The 25,149-nt window shown below is 70.1% G+C and carries 27 protein-coding genes and 1 riboswitch; of the genes, 25 read left to right on the forward strand and 2 right to left on the reverse strand.

Translation table 11 applies throughout. The features are described from left to right. The first annotated feature begins 2 nt into the window (after positions 1–2). From ACIOEW_RS21495 to ACIOEW_RS21570, 16 genes are all read left to right on the forward strand, one after another. On the forward strand, positions 3–242 hold the full coding sequence (locus ACIOEW_RS21495) for an RNA-binding protein (RefSeq protein WP_014153811.1): 240 nt from the start codon (positions 3–5) through the stop codon (positions 240–242). A gap of 79 nt (positions 243–321) precedes the next feature. Further along, positions 322–930: a ribosome maturation factor RimM gene (gene rimM / locus ACIOEW_RS21500; RefSeq protein ID WP_362550255.1), complete on the forward strand. Its 609-nt coding sequence runs from the start codon at positions 322–324 to the stop codon at positions 928–930. After that, positions 930–1,751 carry a tRNA (guanosine(37)-N1)-methyltransferase TrmD gene (gene trmD, locus ACIOEW_RS21505; protein WP_362550258.1) on the forward strand — a complete coding sequence of 274 codons (822 nt, stop codon included), beginning with the start codon at positions 930–932 and terminating at the stop codon, positions 1,749–1,751. Before rimM ends, trmD begins: the two co-directional genes overlap by 1 nt. Positions 1,752–1,877: 126 nt before the next feature. Beyond that, on the forward strand, positions 1,878–2,228 hold the full coding sequence (gene rplS, locus ACIOEW_RS21510; protein ID WP_362550261.1) for a 50S ribosomal protein L19: 351 nt from the start codon (positions 1,878–1,880) through the stop codon (positions 2,226–2,228). Positions 2,229–2,273: 45 nt separating this feature from the next. After that, on the forward strand, positions 2,274–3,044 hold the full coding sequence (gene lepB, locus ACIOEW_RS21515) for a signal peptidase I (protein ID WP_401965148.1): 771 nt from the start codon (positions 2,274–2,276) through the stop codon (positions 3,042–3,044). Then, positions 3,037–4,116, forward strand: coding sequence for a signal peptidase I (gene lepB / locus ACIOEW_RS21520; protein ID WP_401965149.1), 1,080 nt, complete (start codon positions 3,037–3,039; stop codon positions 4,114–4,116). The genes lepB (ACIOEW_RS21515) and lepB (ACIOEW_RS21520) overlap by 8 nt, the downstream gene beginning before the upstream one ends. Beyond that, positions 4,013–4,912, forward strand: a complete 900-nt coding sequence (gene lepB, locus ACIOEW_RS21525; RefSeq protein ID WP_401965211.1) for a signal peptidase I — start codon at positions 4,013–4,015, stop codon at positions 4,910–4,912. Before lepB (ACIOEW_RS21520) ends, lepB (ACIOEW_RS21525) begins: the two co-directional genes overlap by 104 nt. A gap of 51 nt (positions 4,913–4,963) precedes the next feature. After that, a complete protein-coding gene (gene lepB / locus ACIOEW_RS21530; RefSeq protein ID WP_401965150.1) occupies positions 4,964–5,860 on the forward strand; it encodes a signal peptidase I in 897 nt (298 codons plus the stop codon). Between the two features lie 49 nt (positions 5,861–5,909). After that, positions 5,910–6,659 (forward strand): signal peptidase I, encoded by a 750-nt coding sequence (gene lepB, locus ACIOEW_RS21535; protein ID WP_401965152.1) that lies wholly within the window; start codon positions 5,910–5,912, stop codon positions 6,657–6,659. Beyond that, positions 6,649–7,137: an NUDIX hydrolase gene (locus ACIOEW_RS21540; RefSeq protein WP_401965153.1), complete on the forward strand. Its 489-nt coding sequence runs from the start codon at positions 6,649–6,651 to the stop codon at positions 7,135–7,137. The genes lepB (ACIOEW_RS21535) and ACIOEW_RS21540 overlap by 11 nt, the downstream gene beginning before the upstream one ends. 64 nt (positions 7,138–7,201) lie before the next feature. Further along, on the forward strand, positions 7,202–7,510 hold the full coding sequence (locus ACIOEW_RS21545; protein WP_003965949.1) for a DUF2469 domain-containing protein: 309 nt from the start codon (positions 7,202–7,204) through the stop codon (positions 7,508–7,510). An 84-nt stretch (positions 7,511–7,594) separates the two neighbouring features. Next, complete coding sequence (locus ACIOEW_RS21550) at positions 7,595–7,954, forward strand: YraN family protein (protein WP_362550278.1); 360 nt, start codon at positions 7,595–7,597, stop codon at positions 7,952–7,954. After that, a complete protein-coding gene (locus ACIOEW_RS21555) occupies positions 7,954–9,582 on the forward strand; it encodes a YifB family Mg chelatase-like AAA ATPase (protein WP_362550281.1) in 1,629 nt (542 codons plus the stop codon). Before ACIOEW_RS21550 ends, ACIOEW_RS21555 begins: the two co-directional genes overlap by 1 nt. Further along, positions 9,579–10,856 carry a DNA-processing protein DprA gene (gene dprA / locus ACIOEW_RS21560; RefSeq protein ID WP_401965155.1) on the forward strand — a complete coding sequence of 426 codons (1,278 nt, stop codon included), beginning with the start codon at positions 9,579–9,581 and terminating at the stop codon, positions 10,854–10,856. The genes ACIOEW_RS21555 and dprA overlap by 4 nt, the downstream gene beginning before the upstream one ends. Positions 10,857–11,146: 290 nt before the next feature. Continuing rightward, complete coding sequence (whiG, locus tag ACIOEW_RS21565) at positions 11,147–11,983, forward strand: RNA polymerase sigma factor WhiG (protein ID WP_362550284.1); 837 nt, start codon at positions 11,147–11,149, stop codon at positions 11,981–11,983. A gap of 160 nt (positions 11,984–12,143) precedes the next feature. After that, positions 12,144–12,719 (forward strand): helix-turn-helix domain-containing protein, encoded by a 576-nt coding sequence (locus ACIOEW_RS21570; RefSeq protein WP_362550413.1) that lies wholly within the window; start codon positions 12,144–12,146, stop codon positions 12,717–12,719. Positions 12,720–12,913: 194 nt separating this feature from the next. Here the strand turns inward: ACIOEW_RS21570 and ACIOEW_RS21575 are convergent, their stop codons facing one another. Beyond that, positions 12,914–13,684: a murein hydrolase activator EnvC family protein gene (locus ACIOEW_RS21575; protein WP_401965156.1), complete on the reverse strand. Its 771-nt coding sequence runs from the start codon at positions 13,682–13,684 to the stop codon at positions 12,914–12,916. Between the two features lie 277 nt (positions 13,685–13,961). Here ACIOEW_RS21575 and rpsB point away from each other — a divergent pair, with 277 nt between their 5' ends. The 9 genes from rpsB to ACIOEW_RS21620 all read left to right on the forward strand — a co-directional run bounded on the left by rpsB (position 13,962) and on the right by ACIOEW_RS21620 (position 23,864). Beyond that, positions 13,962–14,900, forward strand: a complete 939-nt coding sequence (rpsB, locus tag ACIOEW_RS21580) for a 30S ribosomal protein S2 (protein ID WP_401965157.1) — start codon at positions 13,962–13,964, stop codon at positions 14,898–14,900. Between the two features lie 99 nt (positions 14,901–14,999). Beyond that, complete coding sequence (gene tsf, locus ACIOEW_RS21585; RefSeq protein ID WP_401965158.1) at positions 15,000–15,836, forward strand: translation elongation factor Ts; 837 nt, start codon at positions 15,000–15,002, stop codon at positions 15,834–15,836. A 158-nt stretch (positions 15,837–15,994) separates the two neighbouring features. Beyond that, complete coding sequence (gene pyrH, locus ACIOEW_RS21590) at positions 15,995–16,771, forward strand: UMP kinase (RefSeq protein ID WP_350995085.1); 777 nt, start codon at positions 15,995–15,997, stop codon at positions 16,769–16,771. A gap of 169 nt (positions 16,772–16,940) precedes the next feature. Continuing rightward, complete coding sequence (gene frr, locus ACIOEW_RS21595; protein ID WP_024488459.1) at positions 16,941–17,498, forward strand: ribosome recycling factor; 558 nt, start codon at positions 16,941–16,943, stop codon at positions 17,496–17,498. Then, the gene (locus ACIOEW_RS21600) at positions 17,498–18,583 is read left to right on the forward strand and encodes a phosphatidate cytidylyltransferase (RefSeq protein ID WP_362550293.1); all 1,086 of its coding nucleotides are present in this window, start codon (positions 17,498–17,500) and stop codon (positions 18,581–18,583) included. The genes frr and ACIOEW_RS21600 overlap by 1 nt, the downstream gene beginning before the upstream one ends. Positions 18,584–18,687: 104 nt before the next feature. Beyond that, entirely contained in the window at positions 18,688–19,794 is a 1,107-nt protein-coding gene (rlmN, locus tag ACIOEW_RS21605) for a 23S rRNA (adenine(2503)-C(2))-methyltransferase RlmN (RefSeq protein WP_148021189.1), read from the forward strand. A 41-nt stretch (positions 19,795–19,835) separates the two neighbouring features. Further along, positions 19,836–19,952, forward strand: a riboswitch (TPP riboswitch). Between the two features lie 80 nt (positions 19,953–20,032). Then, complete coding sequence (locus tag ACIOEW_RS21610; RefSeq protein ID WP_401965159.1) at positions 20,033–21,136, forward strand: thiamine ABC transporter substrate binding subunit; 1,104 nt, start codon at positions 20,033–20,035, stop codon at positions 21,134–21,136. A gap of 86 nt (positions 21,137–21,222) precedes the next feature. Continuing rightward, positions 21,223–22,836 (forward strand): ABC transporter permease, encoded by a 1,614-nt coding sequence (locus ACIOEW_RS21615; protein WP_401965213.1) that lies wholly within the window; start codon positions 21,223–21,225, stop codon positions 22,834–22,836. A 2-nt stretch (positions 22,837–22,838) separates the two neighbouring features. Beyond that, on the forward strand, positions 22,839–23,864 hold the full coding sequence (locus ACIOEW_RS21620) for an ABC transporter ATP-binding protein (protein ID WP_362550299.1): 1,026 nt from the start codon (positions 22,839–22,841) through the stop codon (positions 23,862–23,864). Positions 23,865–23,875: 11 nt separating this feature from the next. On the opposite strand, the gene ACIOEW_RS21625 is transcribed toward ACIOEW_RS21620, so the two are convergent. Further along, positions 23,876–24,997, reverse strand: coding sequence for a Rossmann fold nucleotide-binding protein (locus tag ACIOEW_RS21625; protein ID WP_362550301.1), 1,122 nt, complete (start codon positions 24,995–24,997; stop codon positions 23,876–23,878). Between the last annotated feature and the right edge of the window lie 152 nt (positions 24,998–25,149).

A 25,149-nucleotide genomic window follows, 5' to 3' on the forward strand; every position in this document is an offset into this window, starting at 1 on the left:
GCATGCTCGAGGAGGCTCTCGAGCACCTCGTGAAAGGCATCGTTGACAACCCCGACGACGTGCAGGTCGCCTCGCGTGATCTGCGTCGCGGACGTGTGCTCGAGGTTCGGGTTCATCCCGATGACCTCGGGAAGGTGATCGGCCGCAACGGCCGCACCGCACGCGCGCTGCGTACCGTCGTGGGCGCCATCGGCGGCCGTGGTATCCGCGTCGACCTCGTCGATGTGGATCAGGTTCGCTGACAGAGTTGAACACCGGCACGGGCCGGGGAGGGCCATGCGCCCACCCCGGCCCGTCGTCGTACGACAGGAGAGACACAAGGTGCAGTTGGTAGTCGCGCGGATCGGTCGCGCCCACGGCATCAAGGGCGAGGTCACCGTCGAGGTGCGCACGGACGAGCCGGAGCTCCGGCTCGGGCCCGGCGCCGTACTGGCCACCGAGCCGGCCTCGACGGGGCCGCTGACGATCGAGACCGGCCGGGTGCACAGCGGCAGGCTGCTGCTGCGTTTCGAGGGCGTACGGGACCGTACGGGCGCCGAGGCGCTGCGTAACACGCTGCTGATCGCCGATGTGGATCCGGAGGAGCTTCCGGAGGATCCGGAGGAGTTCTACGACCATCAGCTGATGGACCTGGACGTGGTCCTCGTCGACGGTACCGAGATCGGCCGGATCACCGAGATCACGCACCTGCCGTCCCAGGACCTCTTCATCGTGGAGCGTCCCGACGGCACCGAGGTCATGATCCCGTTCGTCGAGGAGATCGTCGCCGAGATCGACCTGGAGGAGCAGCGCGCGGTGATCACGCCGCCGCCGGGTCTGATCGACGAGAGCCAGGCGATCGTGGTGTCCACGCGTGACGAGGAGGCGGCGGACGAGTCCGGATCCGGGCCTTCCGAAGAGGGTTCCACCGAACCCGGGAAAGACGTCTGATGCGGCTCGACGTCGTCACGATCTTCCCTGAGTACCTGGAACCGCTGAACGTCTCGCTCGTCGGCAAGGCCCGTGCCCGCGGGCGCCTCGGTGTGCATGTGCACGATCTGCGGGAGTGGACGTACGACCGCCACAACACGGTCGACGACACCCCCTACGGCGGCGGTCCCGGCATGGTCATGAAGACCGAGCCGTGGGGCGCCGCGCTGGACGAGGTCCTGGCGGACGGATACGAGTCCGGGGCGCACTCCCCGGTGCTCGTGGTGCCCACGCCGAGCGGCCGGCCCTTCGGCCAGGAGCTGGCCGTCGAGCTTTCCGAGCGGCCCTGGCTGATCTTCACCCCGGCCCGCTACGAGGGCATCGACCGGCGGGTGACGGAGGAGTACGCCACCAGGATGCCGGTCGTCGAGGTGTCCATCGGCGACTACGTGCTGGCCGGCGGTGAAGCCGCGGTGCTGGTGATCACGGAGGCGGTGGCCCGGCTGCTGCCCGGCGTACTCGGCAACGCCGAGTCGCACCGGGACGACTCCTTCGCGCCCGGGGCGATGGCCAACCTGCTGGAGGGCCCCGTCTACACCAAGCCGCCCGAGTGGCGTGGCCGGGGGATCCCGGACGTGCTGCTCAGCGGTCACCACGGGCGGATCGCGCGCTGGCGCCGGGACGAGGCCTTCCGTCGTACGGCACTCAACCGGCCCGATCTGATCGAGCGCTGCGAGGCGACGGCCTTCGACAAGAAGGACCGCGAGATGCTCTCCATCCTCGGCTGGTCACCGGAGCCCGGCGGCCGATTTTGGCGCAGGCCCCAAGCCGTGGAAGAATAGGCGACTGCTGTACGTCCGCGTGCGCCCCTGCCACAGGGGGAAAGACGCCCGTCCGACGCGATCAGCACCCCGAACTCATCACTCTCCCGTCGATGACCTGTGGCATCGGCGAAGAAAGCAGACACCATGGCTTCCCTGCTCGATGACGTCAATGCCGCTTCGGTGCGCACCGACGTCCCGGCGTTCCGCTCCGGCGACACCGTCAACGTCCACGTCCGCGTGATCGAGGGCAACCGCTCCCGTATCCAGCAGTTCAAGGGCATTGTCATCCGCCGCCAGGGCGCGGGCGTCAGCGAGACCTTCACGGTCCGCAAGGTCTCCTTCAGCGTCGGCGTCGAGCGCACCTTCCCGGTGCACAGCCCGATCTTCGAGAAGATCGAGCTCATCTCGCGCGGTGACGTCCGTCGCGCCAAGCTGTACTTCCTCCGTGAGCTGCGCGGCAAGGCCGCGAAGATCAAGGAGAAGCGCGACCGCTGAGCTGACTCCCTCGTCCACAGGACGGCCGGATAAGCTCTGGCCCCGATGGACACGGAAGCAAAGCCCCAGGAGCGCGACCGCTCCTCCGCACCCGCTACGGGATCGGAGGAGGGGTCGCGCTTCTCGCGTATCCCGGGCCGGTGGGCCGCCCCGATGTCATGGCGCCGCACCCTTGCGCTCGGTGCCGTCTGCTCGGTCGGTGTGCTGCTCTTCAGTAGCTTCGTTGTGCAGCCCTTCCTGATCCCCAGTGGCTCGATGGAGTCCACGCTGCAGGTCGGGGACCGAGTGCTCGTCAACAAATTGGCGTACCGTTTCGGCTCCGTACCTCAGCGCGGCGACGTGGTGGTGTTCGACGGCACCGGCTCCTTCGTCCAGGAGACGCCGCCGGAGAACCCCGTGACCGGGTTGCTGCACGGCGCGGCGGCTTCGCTCGGGCTCGTGGAGCCCGCCGAGACCGACTTCGTGAAGCGAGTGGTGGGTGTGGGGGGTGACCGGGTGGTCTGCTGCGACAAGCGCGGAAGGGTCGAGGTGAACGGCCGGGCCGTGGACGAGGACTACCTGTTCGCGGGGGACACGGCGTCCCGGGTGCCCTTCGACATCGTCGTGCCCGACGGCACGCTGTGGATGATGGGCGACCACCGGAGCAATTCCCGTGACTCCCGCGATCACCTGGGTGAGCCGGGCGGCGGCATGGTGCCCGTCGACAAGGTGATCGGCCGGGCCGACTGGTTCGGCTGGCCGCTGGGCAGGCTGGGGTCCGTTCCGGACACCGCTGCCTTCGACGGAATACCGGCGCCCGGTTCGGCGCATGGGTAACCGCGGGCGGAGACACGTCGCCGCGGATCCGGAGATTCCGCTGCCCACCGGCACCCGGCCGACGGCCGCGCGCTCGCTGCCCACGCGCGCGGAGCGGCGCAAGCTGGCCCGCAAGGTGAAACGGAAGCGGCGCAGGTCCGCGGTGAAGGAGATACCCCTTCTCATCACCGTCGCACTGGTGATCGCGCTCGTTCTCAAGACCTTTCTGGTCCAGGCTTTCGTGATCCCGTCGGGGTCGATGGAACAGACCATCCGGATCGGTGACCGGGTGCTCGTCGACAAGCTGACGCCCTGGTTCGGGTCCAAGCCGCAGCGCGGCGACGTCGTCGTGTTCAAGAACCCCTCGGACTGGCCGCCGCCGAACCCGGTGGGGGAGTCCAAGGAGTCACCTGTCGTCATCAAGCAGGTGAAGGAGCTGCTGACCTTCATCGGGCTGCTCCCCTCCGACGACGAGCAGGATCTGATCAAGCGGGTGGTCGCCGTCGGTGGCGACACGGTGAGGTGCTGCGAGAAGGCCGGCAGGCTCACCGTCAACGGGGTGGCGGTCGACGAGCCCTACGTCTTTCCCGGCGATTCGCCCTCCACGATCAAATTCGAGGTAAAGGTTCCAGCCGGAAGAATCTTCGTGATGGGGGACCATCGCTCCAATTCGGCCGATTCGCGATTCCACCTGGACAAGACGGGTAACGGCACGGTTTCCGAGGATGCGGTCGTGGGACGGGCCGTGGTGATCGCCTGGCCCTTCGGGCACTGGCATCAACTGGAGGAGCGTTCGACGTTCTCCTCGGTCCCGGACGCGCGCGCCGGGACGGCGGCTGCCCCCGCACCGTCGAATAGTGTGTCCCCGGATCCCAACGGAATGATCCGGCTCCCGACCCCTGCGGAACTCCCGCTCGTTATGGGAGTGGTGGGCCTGCACCGGCTAGGGCGCAGGCGGTGGCACGAAATAGGGAGTGGATGTGGGGGATTTGGCGGTCGGCGCACGATCCGGACACGACGAACCCGAGGACCGGCCGGACAATCCGGGGAATGTCGAGCCCTCCGGGACGACGGCGGACTCGACGGACAGTGACGTCGGCTCCTCGGGCAACGGCAGCACGGCGCAGAAGAAGCCCCGCTCCTTCTGGAAGGAGCTGCCCCTCCTCATCGGTATCGCGCTCATTCTCGCGTTGCTGATTAAGACATTCCTGGTGCAGGCGTTCTCGATCCCCTCGGACTCGATGCAGAACACGCTTCAGCGGGGCGACCGGGTGCTGGTCGACAAGCTGACGCCGTGGTTCGGCTCGGAGCCCGAGCGCGGCGAAGTCGTCGTCTTCCACGACCCGGGCGGCTGGCTGGAGGACACCGCGGCACCCGACCCGAACGTGGTGCAGAAGTTCCTGAGCTTCATCGGTCTGATGCCGTCGGCCGAGGAGAAGGACCTGATCAAGCGCGTCATCGCGATCGGCGGTGACACGGTGGAGTGCAAGAAGAACGGGCCGGTCACTGTCAACGGCAAGGCGTTGGACGACAAGTCGTTCATCTTCGAGGGCAACACTGCCTGCAACGACGAGCCGTTCGGGCCGATCAAGATTCCCAAGGACCGTATCTGGGTGATGGGTGACCACCGCCAGAACTCCCTCGACTCCCGCTATCACCAGGCGCTGCCGGGTGGCGGCACCGTCTCCACCGACGAGGTGGTCGGCCGGGCCGTGGTCATCGCGTGGCCGGTCAGCCGCTGGGCGACCCTGCCGATCCCGAAGACCTTCGACCAGCCGGGGCTGAACGCCGCGATGGCCGCGGCGCCCGGTGCGATCGGTATCGCCGGGGCTGTGCCGCTCGTGCTCTGGCGACGCCGGCGGGCCGCGCTCGATTCCGGCCGTCAGTAGTCGATGGCGGCTCGATGCGGGCCGCGGAGTGAGGACTGGAACGTGAGTGACATGGCTGCCAGCGCACCACCTGGGCATGAAGAGCCCGCGAAGTGGCCCGCCGACCCTGCCTCCGGTCCGCCGGAGGGGTCACCGGGTTCGGACGCGTCCGCGGATACGCAGTCCGCGGACGGGGGCGGCAAGAAGGCAAGGAAGCAGCGTCCCCTCTGGAAGGAGCTGCCGCTGCTGATCGTCGTCGCACTGGTTCTCGCGTTGCTGATCAAGACGTTCCTGGTGCAGGCGTTCTCGATCCCCTCGGACTCGATGCAGAACACGCTTCAGCGGGGCGACCGGGTGCTGGTCGACAAGCTGACGCCGTGGTTCGGCTCGGAGCCCGAGCGCGGTGAGGTGGTGGTGTTCCACGATCCGGACAACTGGCTGGCCGGGGAGCCGACCCCCGAGTCGAACGTGGTGCAGGACGTGCTGAGCTTCATCGGTCTGATGCCGTCGGCCAAGGAGAAGGACCTGATCAAGCGGACGATCGCGGTCGGCGGCGACACCGTGGAGTGCGCGAAGGGCGGTCCTGTCGAGGTCAACGGGAAGGCGCTCGACGAGCCGTACGTCTTCCCGGGCAACTCGGCCTGCGACGACAAGCCCTTCGGGCCCTTCACCGTGCCCGAGGGGAAGATCTGGGTCATGGGCGACCACCGGCAGGCTTCCTCCGACTCGCGCTATCACACCGAGGAAGCGACCAAGGGCTTCGTGCCCGTCAAGGACGTGGTGGGGCGGGCCGTGGTGGTGGCGTGGCCGGTCAATCGCTGGGCGATGCTGTCCGTACCGGACACCTTCGATCAGCCGGGGATCGAGGCGGCGGCAGGTCTGGCCCCTGGCGTGTTCGGTGCCGCGGGTGCGCTGCCTCTCGTGCTGTGGCGCCGCAGGAGGCTGACCAGCAGGCGTACCGCCGGGTAGGGTGCCGACTCGGATCAGCGATTGTCGATCTCCGATGGGGGACGCTGCGATGAGTGGAACAGGACGTACGGGTGACGGCCACGGCCGGCTCGGCAGCAAGCTGTCGGGGCTGGCCGTGGCCATCGGCTGTGTGCTCTTCCTCGGCGGCTTCGCCTGGGCAGCCGTGGTGTACCGGCCCTACACGGTGCCGACCGAGTCGATGACCCCGACGGTGAACGCGGGCGACCGGGTCCTCGCGCAGCGGGTGGACGGCGGCGAGGTGCGCCGGGGCGATGTGGTGGTCTTCACCGACGAGGCGTGGGGTGACATGCCGATGGTGAAGCGGGTCGTCGGCATCGGCGGCGACAAGATCGCCTGCTGCGAGAAGGACGGCCGGCTCACGGTCAATGGCATACCCGTCGCGGAATCGTATCTCCAGGCGGGGGACCCGGCCTCGGCGACCGATTTCACGACCGAGGTGCCGAAGGACAAGCTCTTCCTCCTGGGTGACGACCGCAGGTCCTCGCTGGACTCCCGGGCCCACCTGGAGGAGACCGGGCACGGCGCGGTGCCGCGCAGCGCCGTACAGGCCCGGGTGGACGCCGTCGCCTGGCCGCTGGGCGGCATGATCGGACGGCCGCGGGCCTTCGCCGCGCTGCCCGGCGGGGTGTCGTCCCAGGGGCCGCTGAAGCTTCAGCTCGGTGCCATGGCCGGGGGCGTGGTGCTCATCCTGGGCGGTGCCATGTACGGACCGGTGGCGGCGCGGTCCGCCCGGTCGAAGCGGAACAAGCAGGAGAAGGCGACCGCCGGTGCCCGGTGAGCCGCGAAAGGTCGCCCGTCTGGTGCTCCTCGATCCGGACGACCGCATTCTGCTGATGCACGGGTTCGAACCGGAGGACCCGGCGAGCACCTGGTGGTTCACCCCCGGCGGTGGTCTTGAGGGCGACGAGACCCGGGAGCAGGCCGCTCTGCGGGAGCTGGCCGAGGAAACCGGAATCACGGACGTCGAGCTGGGCCCGCTGCTCTGGCAGCGGATGTGCTCCTTTCCGTTCGACGGGCGGCGCTGGGACCAGGACGAGTGGTACTTCCTGGCCCGCACGGCGCAGACCGCGACGGACACCAGCGGGCAGACCGGGCTGGAACGCCGCAGTGTCGCGGGGCTGAGGTGGTGGACCTCCGCCGAACTGTCGGCGGCGCGTGAGACGGTGTACCCGACCAGACTCGCCGAGCTGCTGCGCACGCTGCTCGACGAGGGTCCTCCGCGTACGCCGCTGGTTCTCGCCCCCGAAATCGCCTGAGCGACCGGGGGAGCCGGGCCCTGGCGCACAATGGGGGAACGCACGGCTGAAGGGGAACATGCCAATGAGCGCCGAGGACCTCGAGAAGTACGAGACCGAGATGGAGCTGAAGCTCTACCGGGAGTACCGCGATGTCGTCGGTCTGTTCAAATATGTGATCGAGACCGAACGGCGCTTCTACCTCACCAACGACTACGAGATGCAGGTGCACTCGGTCCAGGGCGAGGTGTTTTTCGAGGTGTCCATGGCGGACGCCTGGGTCTGGGACATGTACCGGCCCGCACGGTTCGTCAAGCAGGTACGGGTTCTGACGTTCAAGGACGTCAACATCGAGGAGCTCAACAAGAGCGATCTCGAGCTTCCGGGTGGCTGAGTTGTCCACAACGGAAGAGTTGTCCACCAAGATCCACTAGTTGGGGGCGGACGCGTCACAGTCGGTGCCGGAGGTGGTGCCGATATGAACGCACGGGGGGCACTCGGGCGGTACGGCGAGGATCTGGCGGTACGACTGCTGACCGACGTCGGCATGTCCGTACTCGAACGGAACTGGCGCTGTCGCGCCGGCGAGATCGACATCGTCGCGAAGGACGGTGACGCTCTCGTCATCTGCGAGGTGAAGACCCGCAGGGCTGGGGCTTTCGAGCACCCGATGGCCGGGGTCACCCCGGCCAAGGCGGATCGTCTGCGGCGGCTGGCCGAGCTCTGGCTGGCCAGGTACGGCGGTCCGCCGCCCGGCGGGGTGCGGATCGACCTGGTCGGTGTGGTGCTGCCCAGGCGTGGTGCGCCCCTGGCCGAGCATGCGCGGGGGGTGGCCTGATGGGATTCGCGCGTGCCTGCTCGGTGGCCCTGGTCGGTGTCGAGGGCGTGGTGGTGGAGGTCCAGGCGGACCTGGAGGCCGGGGTCGCGGCGTTCACCCTGGTGGGACTGCCCGACAAGAGCCTGGTGGAGAGCCGGGACCGGGTCAGGGCCGCCGTGGTCAACTCCGGGGCGGAGTGGCCGCAGAAGAAGCTCACGGTCGGACTGTCACCTGCTTCGGTGCCCAAGGGGGGTTCGGGCTTCGATCTCGCCGTCGCGTGCGCCGTGCTCGGCGCCGCGGAGCGGATCGACCCCGCGTTGATCGCTGATGTCGTGATGATCGGGGAGCTGGGGCTGGACGGCAGGGTGCGCCCCGTGCGCGGGGTACTGCCCGCCGTCCTGGCCGCGGCGGAGGCCGGGTACCGGCAGGTGGTCGTTCCCGAGCAGACCGCCGGTGAGGCGGCCCTGGTGCCCGGGGTCTCCGTGCTCGGGGTCCGGAGCCTGCGGCAGCTGATCGCCGTGCTCTGCGACGAGCCGGTGCCCGACGAGGCGGAGGCCCACGACCAGGGGCGTCCCGACACCATGCTGGCCGGGCTGATGGTGCCCGGCGCAGGCATGGGCACCGGGATCGCCCGGGGGGCGGCACACGGCGAGGGCCACCGGCCGGATCTGGCGGACGTCGCAGGTCAGGCACGGCCGCGCAAGGCCTTGGAGATCGCCGCCGCAGGCGGACACCACCTCCTGCTGTCGGGGCCGCCCGGCGCGGGCAAGACCATGCTGGCCGAACGGCTGCCCGCCATCCTGCCGCCGTTGACCAGGCAGGAAGCCCTGGAAGTGACCGCGGTGCACTCGGTGGCGGGCATCCTGCCGCCGGGCGAGCCCCTGGTCTCCCGCCCGCCCTACTGCGCACCCCACCACTCCGCGACCATGCAGTCGCTGGTCGGCGGGGGCAACGGGCTGCCGCGGCCCGGCGCGGTCTCGCTGGCGCATCGCGGAATTCTCTTTCTGGACGAGGCTCCGGAATTCTCCGTACGGGCGCTGGACGCGCTGCGTCAGCCGCTGGAGTCGGGGCATGTGGTGGTGGCGCGCAGCGCCGGGGTGGTGCGGCTGCCGGCCCGCTTCCTGATGGTGCTCGCCGCCAACCCCTGCCCGTGCGGGCGGCACACCCTGAGCGGGGCGGGGTGCGACTGCCCGCCCTCGGCGGTCCGCCGGTACCAGGCCAGGCTCTCCGGGCCGCTGCTGGACCGGGTGGACCTGCGGGTGACGGTGGACCCCGTCAGGCGCGAGGACCTGATGGGGCAGGGCGGTCCGGGTGAGTCGACCGCGACGGTCGCCGCCCGGGTGATCCGGGCCCGGGAGCGGGCCGCGGAGCGGCTGGCGGGCACCCCGTGGACCACGAACAGCGAGGTCCCGGGGCACGAGCTGCGGACCCGGCTGGTCGCGGCACCCGGTGCGCTGATGGTGGCCGAGCGGGACATGGAACGGGGCATGCTCACGGCGCGCGGTCTGGACCGGGTGCTGCGGGTGGCGTGGACCGTGGCCGATCTGCGCGGTGCTGAGCGCCCGGACGCCTCGGACATCGGGGTGGCCCTGGAGCTGCGGACCGGAATCCCGCGCGGGGTCCCTATGACTACTGCGGGGGCGTCATGACCGGACAGCGGACCGAGGGCTGCGCGGAAGCTGCCGGGGGAGCGGGGTGGACGGGCGAGCCGGGCGGGCAGACGGCAGGTGAGCAGCGGATGCCCGGCCGGGCGGGCTCTTCCGACGGGGCGAGCGACCGGGAGCGGCTGGCGCGGGCCGCACTGACCCGGGTCATGGAGCCCGGGGACGTGCCAGGCGGGCGCTGGCTGCGCGAACACGGCGGCGCGGAGCTGATGCGGCGCATCACCACCCGGGACGGATCGGCCGAGCAGCTGAGCGGGATGACCGCCAGGCGGTTGGCCGGCTACCGGCTGCGGGCCCAAGCGGTCGAGCCCGAGCGGGACCTGGCGGCGGTGGCCTCGGTGGGCGGGCGCTTCATCTGCCCCGGTGACCGGGAGTGGCCGAGTCAGCTCGACGACCTGGGCGACGCCAGGCCGACAGGGCTCTGGGTACGGGGGAGGCCCGATCTGCGGCTCTGGGCACTGCGCTCGGTCGCCGTGGTGGGAGCCCGTGCCTGCACACCGTACGGGGCCCACATGGCGACGACGCTCGGGGCAGGCCTCGCGGAGCGGGGGTGGGTGGTCGTCTCGGGCGCGGCCTTCGGGGTCGACGGGGCGGCTCACCGCGGCGCCCTGGCCGCCGGTGGCGCGACGATGGCGGTACTGGCCTGCGGGGTGGACATCGCCTACCCGCGCGGCCATGCCGAACTGATCGGACGTGTGGTCGAACAGGGGATCGTCCTCGGTGAACTGCCGCCGGCCGAGCATCCCACCCGCGGCAGATTCATTCTCCGGAACAGGGTGATCGCCGCGTTGACGCGTGGAACCGTCGTCGTCGAGGCCGAGTACCGCAGCGGTTCACTGGTCACGGCGCGCAGCGCGCAGCGGCTCGGCCGCTACACCATGGGCGTACCGGGCCCCGCCACGAGCGGTCTGTCGGCAGGCGTCCACGAACTCCTGCGGGGTGAGGGCGTGCTGGTGACAGACGCCGCGGAAGTCGCCGAACTGGTGGGGGACATCGGGGATCTGGCTCCGTCGAGGAGCGGCCCGATGCTGCCCCGTGATCACCTGGATCCCGTCTGCGCCAGGGTGCTTGACGCCCTGCCGGCCCACGGTTTCGTCAACGGGCGGGAGGTCGCGCGCGCTGCGGCCACGGGTGCGGACGAGGCGCTCGGCAGGCTGTACGAACTGCACTCACTGGGGTTCGTCGAACGCGAAGGCGATGGATGGAGGTTGACGAAGCGGCCGACATGCAATGGCGACGCGCGGCGAGGCGGTTCTTGACCTGGGGCATTCGGGTGAAAAGGTGATGCCGATGACCTCGGTGGATCCTTCAGTGACGCCTCCGGGGCCGGCGCGTCAGGCGACGGCCCCGGAGGCCCGTCATGTCCTTGCCCAAGTGCGCAGTCGTGGCCGCCGCCGCGTCACGCTCCATGTCCGGTCGCCGGGAAGCGCACAGCACCGATCGCCTATCCTGCGCGGACCGCTACACATCAGTCACGCTACGCTCACGAGGATTCCGGCCCAGACGCAAGTCCCCCAGCACTTCACGGCAGAACGGCTCAAGGCACCACATGCCCCAGCACACCTCCGGGTCTGACCGCGCGGCAGTACCACCGGCTGCGCGTGGCACTGTGCGCCCGCCCGCCCCCTCCTCGCTCGACGAGTTGTGGCGTTCGTACAAGACCACGGGCGACGGGCGGCTGCGGGAACAGCTGATCCTGCACTACTCGCCCCTGGTGAAGTACGTCGCCGGCCGGGTGAGCGTGGGCCTTCCGTCCAACGTCGAGCAGGCGGACTTCGTCTCCTCCGGGGTCTTCGGGCTGATCGACGCGATCGAGAAGTTCGACATCGAGCGCGCGATCAAGTTCGAGACCTATGCGATCACCCGCATCCGGGGGGCGATGATCGACGAACTGCGGGCGCTGGACTGGATCCCGCGCTCCGTGCGTCAGAAGGCGCGGGCGGTGGAGCGCGCCTACGCCACCCTGGAGGCGCAACTGCGACGCACCCCCTCGGAGACGGAGGTCGCCGCCGAGATGGGCATCGCGCTGGAGGAACTGCACGCGGTTTTCAGCCAGTTGTCGCTCGCCAACGTCGTCGCGCTGGAGGAGCTGCTCCACGTGGGTGGTGAGGGCGGCGACCGGCTGAGCCTGATGGACACGCTGGAGGACACCGCCGCCGACAACCCGGTGGAGGTGGCCGAGGGCCATGAGCTCAGAAGGCTCCTCGCCCGCGCGATCAACACCCTCCCGGACCGCGAGAAGACGGTCGTCACGCTCTACTACTACGAGGGCCTCACCCTCGCCGAGATCGGCAACGTCCTCGGGGTCACCGAGAGCCGGGTCAGTCAGATCCACACCAAGTCGGTGCTCCAGCTGCGCGCGAAGCTGGCCGACGCCGGGCGCTGAGACCGCCCGACGGGCCCCGGGCAGGCCCTCGCCGAGCCCCAGGCGGCCTCGCGGCAGCCTCCCGGCAGAAGCACTTCGGTCAACGATCGGGGCCGCCCGCCCCCCTCGTGAACACCGGCCACCGTAGAGTGGTGGTGTGCCCAGGATTCGAGCGGCCTCCGTGGCCGAGCACCGGACCATGCAGCGCGGCGCCCTCCTGGACGCAGCGCGCTCCCTGCTGTCCGAGGGGGGCACGGAGGCGTTGACCTTCCCCGCCCTCGCTGAACGCACGGGCCTCGCCCGGTCCTCCGTCTACGAGTACTTCCGCTCCCGCGCCGCCGTCGTCGAGGAGCTCTGCGCCGTCGACTTCCCGGTGTGGGCGGGCGAGGTCGAGAGTGCGATGGAGCGGGCGGCGACGCCCGAGGACAAGATCGAGGCGTACGTCCGGCGGCAGCTCGATCTTGTCGGCGACCGTCGCCACCGGGCCGTTGTCGCCATCTCGGCGAGCGAGCTGGATGCGGGCGCCCGCGAGAAGATCCGGGCGGCGCACGGCGGGCTGATCGCCATGATCGTGGAGGCGCTCGGCGACCTAGGACACGATCAGCCCCGGCTGGCGGCCATGCTGCTCCAGGGCTCCGTGGACGCAGCGGTCCGTCGTATCGAGCTGAGCGTGGCGGAGGAACCCGGCGTGATCGCGGACACCGCCGTAGCCATGGTCCTGAACGGCGTCCGGGGCTTCCGCGGCGAAGAGGCCTGACGCCCTCCGTCGGAACCCCGGCAGCGCGGGTGTGCGACCAGGTCTGACGCCCTCGTCGGACATCCCGGGAGCGTGGGTGTGCGACCAGGCCTGACGCCCTCGTCGGACACCCCGGCAGCCCTGGTGTGCGACCGGGTCTGACGCCCTCCGCCGGTCACCCCGGCAGCGTGGGTGCCCACTGCTGTCAGCAGAACCTACGAGGGGCCGGGGACAGGTACACCCGACACCGGCAGCAGCCGGGACGGTCCGCGTCGCAGTAGTGCCGGCGGCAGCAGAGACAGCGGGTCCAGATAAGCATCCGCGCGCCGCAGGCCCCAGTGCAGACAGCCGGACGCGCAGTGGGACGGCCCGTCCGCCATGACCGCCACCACCTGGCCCGCCGTGACCTCGTCGCCCTTCGTGACCAGCGGGCGTACCGGCTCGTAGGTGGTCCGCAGCGGCGGATCGCCCGTCCCCGCAAGCTCGATCACGACCACTCCGCGCCCCGCCACGTCACCGGCGAAGGACACCCGGCCCGTAGCGGCCGCGAGCACCTGCGTACCGGGTCCGGCGCCGAGGTCCACCCCGCGATGGCCCCGCCCGTACTCCGTGGCGGGCGGCTCCCACCCCCGCAGGACCGGGGGCCGCCCCTCCAGAGGCCAGACCCGTCCATCGACCGGGTCCACCGGGGCGGGCGCACGGCCATCCCCCGCACCGGGTGAAGCGCCGTCCGAAGTCCTCAACCCGCCCGCAGTTTCCTCCATGCTCGGAGGCGGCCGCTCTGCCGCCAGGGCGTACAGCCCGCCGCACCCCATCGCGAGCAGCCCCACGAGCAGCAGCCCCGATGCGGCCGCCACCGCCCTGCCGGCCCGCCACCCGGTCCCGCCGGCCGGCGCACCGCGGCGAGCGGCAGGGCGGCCGGACCTTCCACCGGACCAGCTGCCGGACCGGACCCAGGAACAACCCAGTTCAGATGTGAATCGCATGCCGCTACCGTCCCCCGCCCCGCGGATCCGTGGGGATCATGGACCGGATCTGTGGACTACCGACCGGTTGTGGACAGCGCCGTCACCCGGCACCCGGCGGGTCCCGTACACTTCTTTTGGCGATCCGGGTCACCGGGTCGACTTCGCACGCCCCGCCATCTCCCTCTCTGCGGAAGGTGGCCGCGCTCCTCGGTCCTTCGTGGCACGGCGCGTCGGGGCGTCAGGCGCGACAGCAATCCTGCGGTCGCGATAACCGAGTACCTCAAGGAGTACGGCCATGGCCGTCGTCACGATGCGGGAGCTGCTGGAAAGCGGCGTCCACTTCGGTCACCAGACCCGTCGCTGGAACCCGAAGATGAAGCGCTTCATCTTCACCGAGCGCAACGGCATCTACATCATCGACCTGCTCCAGTCGCTGTCGTACATCGACCGCGCCTACGAGTTCGTCAAGGAGACCGTCGCCCACGGCGGCTCCATCATGTTCGTGGGTACGAAGAAGCAGGCCCAGGAGGCCATCGCCGAGCAGGCGACGCGCGTCGGCATGCCGTACGTCAACCAGCGTTGGCTCGGTGGCATGCTCACCAACTTCTCCACCGTCTACAAGCGCCTTCAGCGTCTGAAGGAGCTCGAGCTCGTCGACTTCGAGGACGTGGCCGCCTCCGGCCTCACCAAGAAGGAGCTCCTGGTTCTCTCCCGCGAGAAGGCCAAGCTGGAGAAGACCCTCGGTGGTATCCGCGAGATGCAGAAGGTGCCGAGCGCCGTCTGGATCGTCGACACCAAGAAGGAGCACATCGCCGTCGGTGAGGCGCGCAAGCTCCACATCCCGGTCGTCGCGATCCTCGACACCAACTGCGACCCCGACGAGGTCGACTACAAGATTCCGGGCAACGACGACGCGATCCGCTCCGTCACCCTGCTCACCCGCGTGATCGCCGACGCCGTCGCCGAGGGCCTCATCGCCCGCTCCGGCGCTGCGACCGGCGACTCGAAGCCGGGCGAGAAGGCCGCCGGCGAGCCGCTCGCCGAGTGGGAGCGTGACCTGCTCGAGGGCGACAAGAAGGCCGACGCCGAGGTCCAGACCTCCGCCGAGACCGAGAAGGTCGCGGACGCCGAGGCTGCCGACGCCCCCGCCGCCGAGGCTGCTGCCGAGGCCCCCGTTGCCGAGGCACCCGCCGCCGAGGCCGAGGCTCCGGCCGCGGACGCCGAGCAGGCCTGACACCCGTCACGGCTGAAGACGGCGGGGGCCGGTGCCACAGGCACCGCCCCCGCCGTTCACCCGTAGATCTTTCAGACTTCGAGAGAGAAATACAGACTCATGGCGAACTACACCGCCGCTGACGTCAAGAAGCTCCGTGAGCTCACCGGCGCCGGCATGATGGACTGCAAGAAGGCACTCGACGAGGCCGACGGCAACGTCGACGGAGCCGTCGAAGCCCTCCGTATCAAGGGCCAGAAGGGCGTCGCCAAGCGCGAAGGCCGTTCTGCCGAGAACGGCGCGGTCGTCTCCGTCGTCTCCGAGGACAAGACGTCCGGCGTCCTGCTCGAGCTGAAGTGCGAGACGGACTTCGTCGCCAAGGGTGACAAGTTCCAGGCCGTCGCCAACACGCTCGCCGCTCACGTCGCCGCGACCTCCCCGGCCGACATCGAGGCGCTTCTCGCCTCCGAGATCGAGCCCGGCAAGACCGTCCAGGCGTACGTGGACGAGGCCAACGCCAACCTCGGCGAGAAGATCGTCCTGGACCGCTTCGCGCAGTTCAACGGCGCCTTCGTCTCCGTGTACATGCACCGCACCATGCCCGACCTGCCGCCGCAGATCGGTGTCCTGGTCGAGCTGGACAAGGCCGACGCCGACCTGGCCAAGGGTCTTGCCCAGCACATCGCCGCTTTCGCGCCGAAGTACCTGTCCCGCGAGGACGTCCCGGCCGAGATCGTCGAGGCCGAGCGCCGCGTCGCCGAGGAGACCACGCGCGCCGAGGGCAAGCCCGAGGCCGCGCTCCCGAAGATCGTCGAGGGTCGCGTCAACGGCTTCTTCAAGGAGGCCACACTCCTTGGCCAGCCGTACGCGCTGGACAACAAGAAGTCCGTCCAGAAGGTCCTGGACGAGGCCGGTGTCACCCTGAAGCGCTTCACGCGCATCAAGGTCGGCATCTGAGTCCGTCCGCGAAAAACGGTGGACCCCGATAGGGTCTGGTGCAGTCGACGGCCGCACACCGCCGTACGACCGCAGATCTGACGAGGAGGCCATTGCCGCTGAGGGACATCAGACCCACCGGCAATGGCCTTCTTCGTATGTGCACGAGGAGAATCTCCATGAACAAGGGCGCGGACGCCGCAACAGGTGACCACAAGCGCGACGACGGCAAGGTGCGCGGACGCTTCATGCTGAAGCTGTCCGGTGAGGCGTTCGCCGGCGGCGGGGGTCTCGGTGTCGACCCCGACGTCGTGCACGCCATCGCTCGCGAGATCGCGGCAGTCGTCCGCGGCGGCGCGGAAATCGCGATCGTCATCGGTGGCGGCAACTTCTTCCGCGGTGCCGAGCTCCAGCAGCGCGGCATGGACCGGGCCCGGTCCGACTACATGGGCATGCTCGGCACCGTCATGAACTGCCTCGCGCTCCAGGACTTCCTGGAGAAGGAGGGCATCGACTCCCGTGTCCAGACGGCCATCACCATGGGCCAGGTCGCGGAGCCGTACATTCCGCTGCGCGCCGTACGGCACCTGGAGAAGGGCCGCGTCGTCATCTTCGGCGCCGGCATGGGCATGCCGTACTTCTCCACCGACACCACCGCGGCACAGCGCGCCCTGGAGATCGACGCCGAGGCACTGCTGATGGGGAAGAACGGCGTGGACGGGGTCTACGACTCCGACCCGAAGACCAACCCCGGCGCGGTGAAGTTCGACGCGCTGGAGTACAGCGAGGTGCTCGCCCGCGATCTCAAGGTCGCCGACGCCACCGCCATCACGCTCTGCCGTGACAACCAGCTGCCGATTCTCGTCTTCGAGCTGACGACCGCGGGCAATATCGCCCGCGCCGTCAGGAGTGAGAAGATCGGCACGCTCGTGAGTGACCAGGGCACCCGGAGCTGACAACCGGGGGACTCCACCGGGGCGACCCGGTGAGGTTCCGGGGGCCCACGGGACGGCCCCGAAAGATGGACAACGGCCTGCCGGTCGGACACCGTGCAGGTGAGGACGCGACGCAGGACCCGCCGGGCCCGAGCACGCCGGGCCCACTCAAGACACGCAGGAGCACGTGGTGATCGAAGAAACCCTCCTCGAGGCCGAGGAGAAGATGGAGAAGGCCGTCGTCGTCGCGAAAGAGGACTTCGCCGCGATCCGTACCGGCCGTGCGCACCCGGCGATGTTCAACAAGATCGTCGCCGACTACTACGGTGCGCTGACCCCGATCAACCAGCTGGCCTCGTTCTCGGTGCCCGAGCCTCGTATGGCCGTTGTGACGCCGTTCGACAAGACCGCGCTGCGCAACATCGAGCAGGCCATCCGCGACTCGGACCTCGGCGTCAACCCGAGCAACGACGGCAATATCATCCGGGTGAACTTCCCCGACCTCACCGAAGAGCGCCGTCGCGACTACATCAAGGTCGCGAAGACCAAGGCCGAGGACTCCAAGATCTCGATCCGGGCCGTCCGCCGCAAGGCCAAGGAGACGCTCGACAAGCTGGTCAAGGACAAGGAGTCCGGCGAGGACGAGGTGCGCCGCGCCGAGAAGGAGCTCGACGACACCACCGCGAAGTACGTCGCGCAGGTGGACGAGCTGCTGAAGCACAAGGAAGCCGAGCTGCTCGAAGTCTGATGAACGACTCTTCCTGGGGCGCCCCGCAGGGCGCCGGCCACCGGGCTGCGCCCGAGATGCGGGCCGCTCCGGCGGGTCCTGCATACGATGTGCATGACGCCCAGCAGACTCGGCCCATGCCCATCGTGCCGGACGTTCCCGACGCAGGTAGAGACGCTGACGACCGTGATGACCGGGACCAGGGGGCCGGGCGCCTGAGCGGCGGCCCCCTGTTCCGCGACGAGAAGCCGCAGGAGCCCATGTCCACCGCGCCACCACCCCCGCAGAAGAAGCGTGCGGGCCGTGATCTGGGAGCCGCCATAGGGGTCGGCCTGGGGCTCGGGGCCGTCGTCGCTGCGTCGCTCTTCATCGTCAAGGCCGTCTTCGTCGGCGTGGTCGTGGTCGCCGTCGTCGTGGGCCTCTGGGAGCTCACTTCCCGGCTGGAGGAGCGCAAGGGCATCAAGGCGCCGCTCGTGCCACTCGCGATCGGTGGCGCGGCCATGGTCGTGGCCGGTTACGCGCGGGGCGCCGAGGGCGCCTGGATCGCCATGGCGCTGACCGCCCTGGCGGTGCTCGTCTGGCGGATGACCGAGCCGCCGGAGGGCTACCTCAGGGACGTCACGGCCGGAGTCTTCGCCGCGTTCTACGTGCCGTTCCTGGCGACCTTCGTGGCCATGCTCCTGACCGCCGACGACGGACCCCAGCGGGTTCTGACCTTCCTGCTGCTGACCGTGGTCAGCGACACGGGTGCGTACGCCGTCGGCTGGCGGTTCGGCAAGAACAAGCTGGCACCGCGCATCAGCCCCGGAAAGACCCGCGAGGGCCTGTTCGGAGCCGTGGCCTTCGCGATGGTGGCCGGAGCGCTGTGCATGCAGTTCATGATCGACGACGGCACCTGGTGGCAGGGGCTGCTGCTCGGCCTCGCGGTCGCTGCCAGCGCCACCCTGGGCGACCTGGGCGAGTCCATGATCAAGAGAGATCTCGGGATCAAGGACATGGGCACGCTGCTGCCCGGGCACGGCGGCATCATGGACCGGCTCGACTCGCTCCTGCCGACCGCGCCGGTGGTCTGGCTGCTCCTGGTGATTTTCGTCGGCTCCGGCTGACAAGCGAGCGGGTCACCGCTTCTGACCTGCTGTTTTACGAGTGAGGGTCCGTTGTCCACAGGGCGGCGGGCCCTCACTGTTCTGTCTGCGACACTGGATGAACCATGCCTAAGCCCGGAGAACTCACTTTCGTCGCGCCCCGCGGAGCCAAGAAGCCGCCGCGGCACCTCGCCGACCTCACGCCCGCCGAGCGCAAGGAAGCCGTCGCCGCGACCGGCGAGAAGCCCTTCCGCGCCCAGCAGCTCTCGCAGCACTACTTCGCGCGGTACGCGCACGACCCGTCGGAGTGGACCAACATCCCGGCCGGATCGCGGGACAAGCTCGCCGAGGCGTTGTTCCCCGATCTGATGTCCGTGGTCCGGCACATCAGCTGCGACGACGACACCACCCGCAAGACGCTGTGGAAGCTGCACGACGGGACGCTGGTCGAGTCCGTCCTGATGCGCTACCCCGAGCGCGTCACGATGTGCATCTCCTCGCAGGCCGGCTGCGGCATGAACTGCCCGTTCTGCGCCACCGGACAGGCAGGTCTCGACCGCAACCTGTCGACCGCCGAGATCGTCCACCAGATCGTGGACGGCATGCGCGCGCTGCGCGACGGAGAGGTCCCCGGCGGCCCGGCCCGGCTCTCCAACATCGTCTTCATGGGCATGGGTGAGCCGCTCGCCAACTACAACCGTGTGGTCGGCGCGATCCGCCGGCTGACCGACCCCGAGCCCGACGGGCTGGGTCTCTCGCAGCGCGGGATCACGGTCTCCACCGTCGGTCTCGTCCCCGCGATGCTCCGTTTCGCCGACGAGGGCTTCAAGTGCCGCCTCGCCGTCTCGCTGCACGCCCCGGACGACGAGCTGCGCGACACCCTTGTGCCGGTGAACACCCGGTGGAAGGTGCGCGAGGTACTGGACGCCGCGTGGGAGTACGCGGAGAAGTCCGGCCGCCGCATCTCCATCGAGTACGCGCTGATCCGCGACATCAACGACCAGGCTTGGCGGGGCGACCGGCTGGGCCGGCTCCTCAAGGGCAAGCGGGTCCACGTCAACCTGATCCCGCTGAATCCGACGCCCGGCTCGAAGTGGACCGCCTCGCGGCCCGAGGACGAGAAGGCCTTCGTCGAGGCGATCGCCGCCCACGGGGTGCCGGTGACCGTCCGGGACACCCGCGGCCAGGAGATCGACGGGGCCTGCGGACAGCTGGCGGCATCCGAGCGCTGAGGCCGGAACCGGGCGTGTAGCCTGGGCTCGAAATCAACTTCATATTCCGACAGGGGAGCGCCACAGCGCTGAGAGTGCGGCACCAGGAACAGGTTGGCCGCAGACCCTCTGAACCTCGCCCGGGTCATTCCGGGTAGGAAGTTCGGACCTTACTCAAGCTGTTGCGCCCTGCCCGCTTCCGGTTTTCGCCGGTGCGGGCAGGGCCGCGTCTCTTCCTGGTCATCCCAGGAGGAATCACATGAACACCACCAAGAAGATCGCGGTGACGGCCGTCGCCGCCGCGCTCGGCGCGACCGCGCTCGCCGGATGCGGAAGCTCCGACGACTCGGCCGCCGGCACCGGCGGTACCAAGGGCACCGGCTCCAAGACCGTCACCCTCGTCAGCCACGATTCCTTCAACGCCTCCAAGGACGTGCTGAAGGAGTTCACCCGGGAGACCGGCTACACCGTCAAGGTGCTGAAGAGCGGGGACGCGGGCGCCGCCCTCAACCAGGAGATCCTGACCAAGGGATCGCCCCGAGGCGATGTGTTCTTCGGCGTCGACAACACCCTGCTCTCGCGCGCCCTCGACAACGGCCTGTTCACCTCGTACAAGGCGAAGGGGGTCGACCAGGTCGCGGCCGACGTTCAGCTGGACGCTTCGAAGCACCGGGTCACCCCGATCGACACCGGCGACATCTGCGTCAACTACGACAAGAAGTACTTCGCCGACAGGAAGCTCGCGCCGCCGCAGTCCTTCGACGACCTGGCGAAGCCCGCGTACAAGAACCTCCTCGTCACCGAGAACGCCGCGACCTCCTCGCCGGGCCTCGGCTTCCTCCTCGGCACCGTCGCCACCTATGGCGAGGACGGCTACCAGGACTACTGGAAGAAGCTGAAGGACAACGGCGTCAAGGTCGTCGACGGCTGGGAGCAGGCGTACAACGAGGAGTTCTCCGGCTCCGCCGGCGGCAAGAAGGCCAAGGCCGACCGGCCGCTCGTCGTCAGCTACGCCTCCAGCCCGCCCGTCGAGGTGCTGTACGCGGACCCGCAGCCGAAGACCGCCCCGACCGGGGTCGCCACCGCGACGTGCTTCCGCCAGATCGAGTTCGCCGGCCTGCTCGACGGCGCGAAGAACGAGGCGGGCGGCAAGGCCCTGCTGGACTTCCTGATCGGCAAGAAGTTCCAGGAGGACATGCCGCTCAACATGTTCGTCAGCCCGGTCACCAAGGGCGCGAAGGTGCCGGACCTCTTCACGGAGTTCGGCGCCACGGTCGACAAGCCGACGACCGTCGCCCCGGACGAGATCGCCAAGAACCGCGAGCAGTGGGTCCAGTCATGGTCCTCGCTCGTAGTGAAGTAGCGAAGACTCCCGTACGCGGACCGGGCGCGCGCGGGAAGGCCGCGCGCGCCCGGTCGCTGCGCGGGGGCGCGGTGCGGCTCGGCCTGATGGCCGTGCCCGTCGCGTTCTTCGCGCTGTTCTTCGCCTACCCCGTCGTCGCGATCGTCGGACGCGGACTCAAGGACGGTGGGGTGTGGCAGTTCGGACGGTTCGGCGAGGTGCTGAGCCGGCCGGACATCCAGGACGTCCTCTGGTTCACCCTCTGGCAGGCGCTCGCCTCGACCGCCCTGACCCTGCTGATCGCCCTGCCGGGCGCCTATGTGTTCGCCCGGTTCGACTTCCCGGGCAAGCAGCTGCTGCGGGCGATCGTGACCGTGCCGTTCGTCCTGCCGACCGTTGTCGTCGGCACCGCGTTCCTCGCGCTGCTGGGCCGCGGCGGGTTCCTCGACGAGCTGTGGGGCGTACGGCTCGACACCACGGTGTGGGCGATCCTGCTGGCCCATGTCTTCTTCAACTACGCCGTCGTCGTCCGCACCGTCGGCGGACTGTGGTCGCAGCTCGACCCGCGGCAGGAGGAGGCCGCACGGGTTCTCGGTGCGGGGCGTTTCGCCGCTTGGCGCCGTGTCACCCTTCCGGCGCTCGCCCCTGCGGTGGCCGCTGCCGCGCTGATGGTCTTCCTTTTCACCTTCACCTCCTTCGGCGTCGTCCAGATCCTCGGCGGCCCCGGGTTCTCCACGCTGGAGGTGGAGATCTACCGGCAGACCGCGCAGCTGCTGGCCCTGCCCACGGCCGCCGTCCTGACCCTGGTGCAGTTCGCCGCGGTCGGCGCCATCCTCGCCGTGCACGCCTGGACCGTACGGCGCAGGGAGACCGCGCTGAAGCTGGTCGACCCGGCGCAGACCGCCCGCAGGCCGCGCGGCGCGGGACAGTGGGCGCTTCTCGGCGGCGTGCTGCTGACCGTACTGGTACTGATTCTGCTGCCGCTCGCCGTCCTGGTGGAGCGCTCGCTCGACGTGTCCGGCGGCCACGGATTCGCGTACTACCGCGCCCTCGGATCGGCGGAGGCCAACAGCGGTACCTTCCTGGTCGCGCCGATCGAAGCGATCTGGAACTCGATGCGGTACGCCCTGGTCGCGACAGCAATCGCGCTGGTCGTCGGCGGACTGGCCGCGGCTGCCCTGACCCGGAAGGCGGGCCGGCTCGTCCGGGGCTTCGACGCGCTGCTGATGCTGCCGCTCGGGGTCTCCGCCGTCACCGTCGGCTTCGGCTTCCTGATCACCCTCGACGAACCGCCGCTGGACCTGCGGACCTCCTGGATCCTGGTGCCGCTCGCCCAGGCGCTGGTCGGAGTGCCGTTCGTCGTACGCACGATGCTGCCGGTCCTGAGAGCGGTGGACGGCCGGCTGCGCGAGGCCGCCGCGGTGCTGGGCGCCTCGCCCTTGCGGGCCTGGCGCGAGGTGGACCTGCCGCTGGTGCGCCGGGCGCTGCTGGTCGCCGCCGGCTTCGCGTTCGCCGTGTCGCTCGGTGAGTTCGGGGCCACCGTGTTCATCGCGCGGCCGGACAACCCGACGCTGCCGGTGGCCGTCGCCCGGCTCCTGGGGCGGTCCGGGGAGCTCAACTACGGACAGGCGATGGCCCTCAGCACCATTCTGATGCTCGTGTGCGCGGTGTCGCTGCTGCTCCTCGAACGTATCCGCACCGACCGATCCGGGGAGTTCTAGAGATGCTGACACTCGAATCGGCCACAGTGCGATTCGGCGAGCGGACGGCGCTGGAGGCGGTGGACCTGGAGGTCGCAGACCACGAGATCGTCTGTGTGCTGGGGCCGAGCGGCAGCGGGAAGTCGACGCTGCTGCGGGTGGTCGCCGGACTTCAGAGCCTGGACGGCGGCCGGGTGCTGCTCGACGGAGCGGACCAGGACGGGGTGCCGGTGCACCGGCGGGGGCTCGGCCTGATGTTCCAGGATCACCAGCTGTTCCCGCACCGGGACGTCGGCGCCAACGTCGCCTTCGGGCTGCGGATGCATGGCGTGAGCCGGGGTGAGCAGGAGCGCAAGGTCACCGGACTGCTCGACCTGGTGGGGCTCCCCGGCGCCGAGCGCCGCGCCGTGGCCGCGCTCTCGGGCGGCGAGCAGCAGCGCGTCGCCCTCGCCCGGGCACTCGCGCCCCGGCCGAAGCTGCTGATGCTGGACGAACCGCTCGGCCAGCTGGACCGCAGCCTGCGTGAACGCCTCGTCGTCGAACTGCGCACGCTCTTCGCCCGGTTGGGCACGACGGTGCTCGCCGTCACGCACGACCAGGGCGAGGCCTTCGCGCTGGCCGACCGGGTCGTCGTGATGCGCGACGGACGCATCGCCCAGGTGGGCACCCCCCTGGAGGTCTGGCAGCGCCCGGCCTCCGCCTTCGTCGCCCGCTTCCTCGGCTTCGACAACGTGGTGGAGGCGACGGTCACCGGCGAGGCGGCGGACACGGACTGGGGCAAGGTGCCGGTGCCGGCCGGTTCACCGCAGGGGGCCTGCGATCTGCTGGTGCGTCCGGCCGGCGTCCTGATCGGCGGCCCGCAGGACGGGCTGCGCTGCACCGTGGGCGCCCGCACCTTCCGCGGCAACCACGTCGCGGTGAAGCTGCGCCCCGAGCACGGCCCGGTCCTGGACGCGGAGTGTCCGCTGAACAGCACTCCGGACGAGGGCGCGCAGGTCGGCGTGACCTTTGCCGCGGCGGAGAGCGTCGTGCTGCCGGCCGTCTTCTGACCGGCCGCGTCCTACGTCGACGACAGTCGCGCGAGCGCCTCGGGCGCTTCCTCCACCGTGTCGACGAGTGCGATGCGCGACTCCATCGGCCGGCCCGCCGCGAGGGCCCGGAGCAGCGGCCACGCGGGTAGCTCCCGCGTCCAGTGATCACGGCCGACCAGCACCATCGGGGACGGCTCACCGCGTGACCCGTAGTAGTTCGGAGTGGTGCTGTCGAAGATCTCCTGGACGGTGCCGGCCGCGCCCGGCAGGAAGATCACGCCCGCGGTCGAGCGGGCCAGCAGACCGTCCTCGCGCAGGGCGTTGGCGAAGTACTTGGCGATGCGGTCGGCGAACGGGTTCGGCGGCTCGTGGCCGTAGAACCAGGTGGGGATCGACACGGAGCCGCCGCCGTCCGGCCAGCGCTCCCGCACGCCGAACGCCGCCAGCGCCCAGTCGGTGACCGACGGGGTGAACGAAGGCGCCGTGCCGAGGAGTTCGCAGGCCTTGTCCAGCATGGCGTCGGGATGCGCCGCCGCGTAGGCGCCGAGGTTCGCCGCCTCCATCGCGCCCGGCCCGCCGCCGGTGGCAACCGTCAGCCCGCTGCGGGCCAGTGTCCTGCCGAGGCGGGCCGCTGCCGCGTACGGGGCGCTGCCGCGGGGCGTCGCGTGGCCGCCCATCACGCCGACGACCCGGGCGCCGGCGAGGAGTTCGTCCAGCGCGTCGGAGACCGCGTCGTCGTGGAGCGCGCGCAGCATCGACGCGAACGCGTCACCGTTCGACCGCGTGCGCTGGAACCAGCGGTAGGCGCGGGCGTCGGGCGTCGCCTCGTAACCGCCCTTCGTCAGCCCGGCGTAGAGCGCGTCGGGGGAGTAGAGCAGACCGCGGTACGGGTCGAAGGGGAGCCCCGGCACCGGGGGGAAGACGACCGCGCCGTCGGCCCGCACCTTCTCGGCCGCGCCGGGTTCCATCCGGCAGCCGAGGAAGACGGTGCCGGAGGTGTCGGCGGCCAGCAGCGCCGCGCTGCGGCCCGTCAGGTCGACGGACTGGACGCGGTGGCCCGCCAGCGAACCAGCGGCGACCGCCGCGTCGAACTCTGCGAGCGACTCGATCTCGGTGCCGGGTACGGGCGGGCTGTCCTGCGGGGTCTCCACTCCCTCATGCTAGGTCCTGTCCAGGGTGGTGATCCGGATCAGGGAGCGGGTGTGATGCGGGCGATCGCGAGGTGCCGGCAGGCCCCCCGTACCCGAGCTGCGAGGGTGCCCCGGCAACGCGGCGAGCGCACATGCCACGTCCCGTGAGCCCG

This window comes from Streptomyces sp. NPDC087901 (assembly GCF_044742205.1).
Taxonomy (GTDB): domain Bacteria; phylum Actinomycetota; class Actinomycetes; order Streptomycetales; family Streptomycetaceae; genus Streptomyces.

What these genes read in the sequence shown, in the direction of transcription:
- ACIOEW_RS21545 (WP_003965949.1), top strand. Translation starts at nt 7,202, where the DNA reads ATGAGCGCCGAGGACCTCGAGAAGTACGAGACCGAGATGGAGCTGAAG.
- rlmN (WP_148021189.1), top strand. Translation starts at nt 18,688, where the DNA reads ATGCCTAAGCCCGGAGAACTCACTTTCGTCGCGCCCCGCGGAGCCAAG.
- ACIOEW_RS21615 (WP_401965213.1), top strand. Translation starts at nt 21,223, where the DNA reads ATGGCCGTGCCCGTCGCGTTCTTCGCGCTGTTCTTCGCCTACCCCGTC.
- ACIOEW_RS21610 (WP_401965159.1), top strand. Translation starts at nt 20,033, where the DNA reads ATGAACACCACCAAGAAGATCGCGGTGACGGCCGTCGCCGCCGCGCTC.
- lepB (WP_401965150.1), top strand. Translation starts at nt 4,964, where the DNA reads ATGGCTGCCAGCGCACCACCTGGGCATGAAGAGCCCGCGAAGTGGCCC.
- lepB (WP_401965149.1), top strand. Translation starts at nt 3,037, where the DNA reads ATGGGTAACCGCGGGCGGAGACACGTCGCCGCGGATCCGGAGATTCCG.
- ACIOEW_RS21495 (WP_014153811.1), top strand. Translation starts at nt 3, where the DNA reads ATGCTCGAGGAGGCTCTCGAGCACCTCGTGAAAGGCATCGTTGACAAC.
- trmD (WP_362550258.1), top strand. Translation starts at nt 930, where the DNA reads ATGCGGCTCGACGTCGTCACGATCTTCCCTGAGTACCTGGAACCGCTG.
- rpsB (WP_401965157.1), top strand. Translation starts at nt 13,962, where the DNA reads ATGGCCGTCGTCACGATGCGGGAGCTGCTGGAAAGCGGCGTCCACTTC.
- pyrH (WP_350995085.1), top strand. Translation starts at nt 15,995, where the DNA reads ATGAACAAGGGCGCGGACGCCGCAACAGGTGACCACAAGCGCGACGAC.
- ACIOEW_RS21555 (WP_362550281.1), top strand. Translation starts at nt 7,954, where the DNA reads ATGGGATTCGCGCGTGCCTGCTCGGTGGCCCTGGTCGGTGTCGAGGGC.
- whiG (WP_362550284.1), top strand. Translation starts at nt 11,147, where the DNA reads ATGCCCCAGCACACCTCCGGGTCTGACCGCGCGGCAGTACCACCGGCT.
- ACIOEW_RS21550 (WP_362550278.1), top strand. Translation starts at nt 7,595, where the DNA reads ATGAACGCACGGGGGGCACTCGGGCGGTACGGCGAGGATCTGGCGGTA.
- rplS (WP_362550261.1), top strand. Translation starts at nt 1,878, where the DNA reads ATGGCTTCCCTGCTCGATGACGTCAATGCCGCTTCGGTGCGCACCGAC.
- ACIOEW_RS21600 (WP_362550293.1), top strand. Translation starts at nt 17,498, where the DNA reads ATGAACGACTCTTCCTGGGGCGCCCCGCAGGGCGCCGGCCACCGGGCT.
- dprA (WP_401965155.1), top strand. Translation starts at nt 9,579, where the DNA reads ATGACCGGACAGCGGACCGAGGGCTGCGCGGAAGCTGCCGGGGGAGCG.
- lepB (WP_401965152.1), top strand. Translation starts at nt 5,910, where the DNA reads ATGAGTGGAACAGGACGTACGGGTGACGGCCACGGCCGGCTCGGCAGC.
- ACIOEW_RS21575 (WP_401965156.1), bottom strand. Translation starts at nt 13,684, where the DNA reads ATGCGATTCACATCTGAACTGGGTTGTTCCTGGGTCCGGTCCGGCAGC.
- lepB (WP_401965148.1), top strand. Translation starts at nt 2,274, where the DNA reads ATGGACACGGAAGCAAAGCCCCAGGAGCGCGACCGCTCCTCCGCACCC.
- tsf (WP_401965158.1), top strand. Translation starts at nt 15,000, where the DNA reads ATGGCGAACTACACCGCCGCTGACGTCAAGAAGCTCCGTGAGCTCACC.
- ACIOEW_RS21620 (WP_362550299.1), top strand. Translation starts at nt 22,839, where the DNA reads ATGCTGACACTCGAATCGGCCACAGTGCGATTCGGCGAGCGGACGGCG.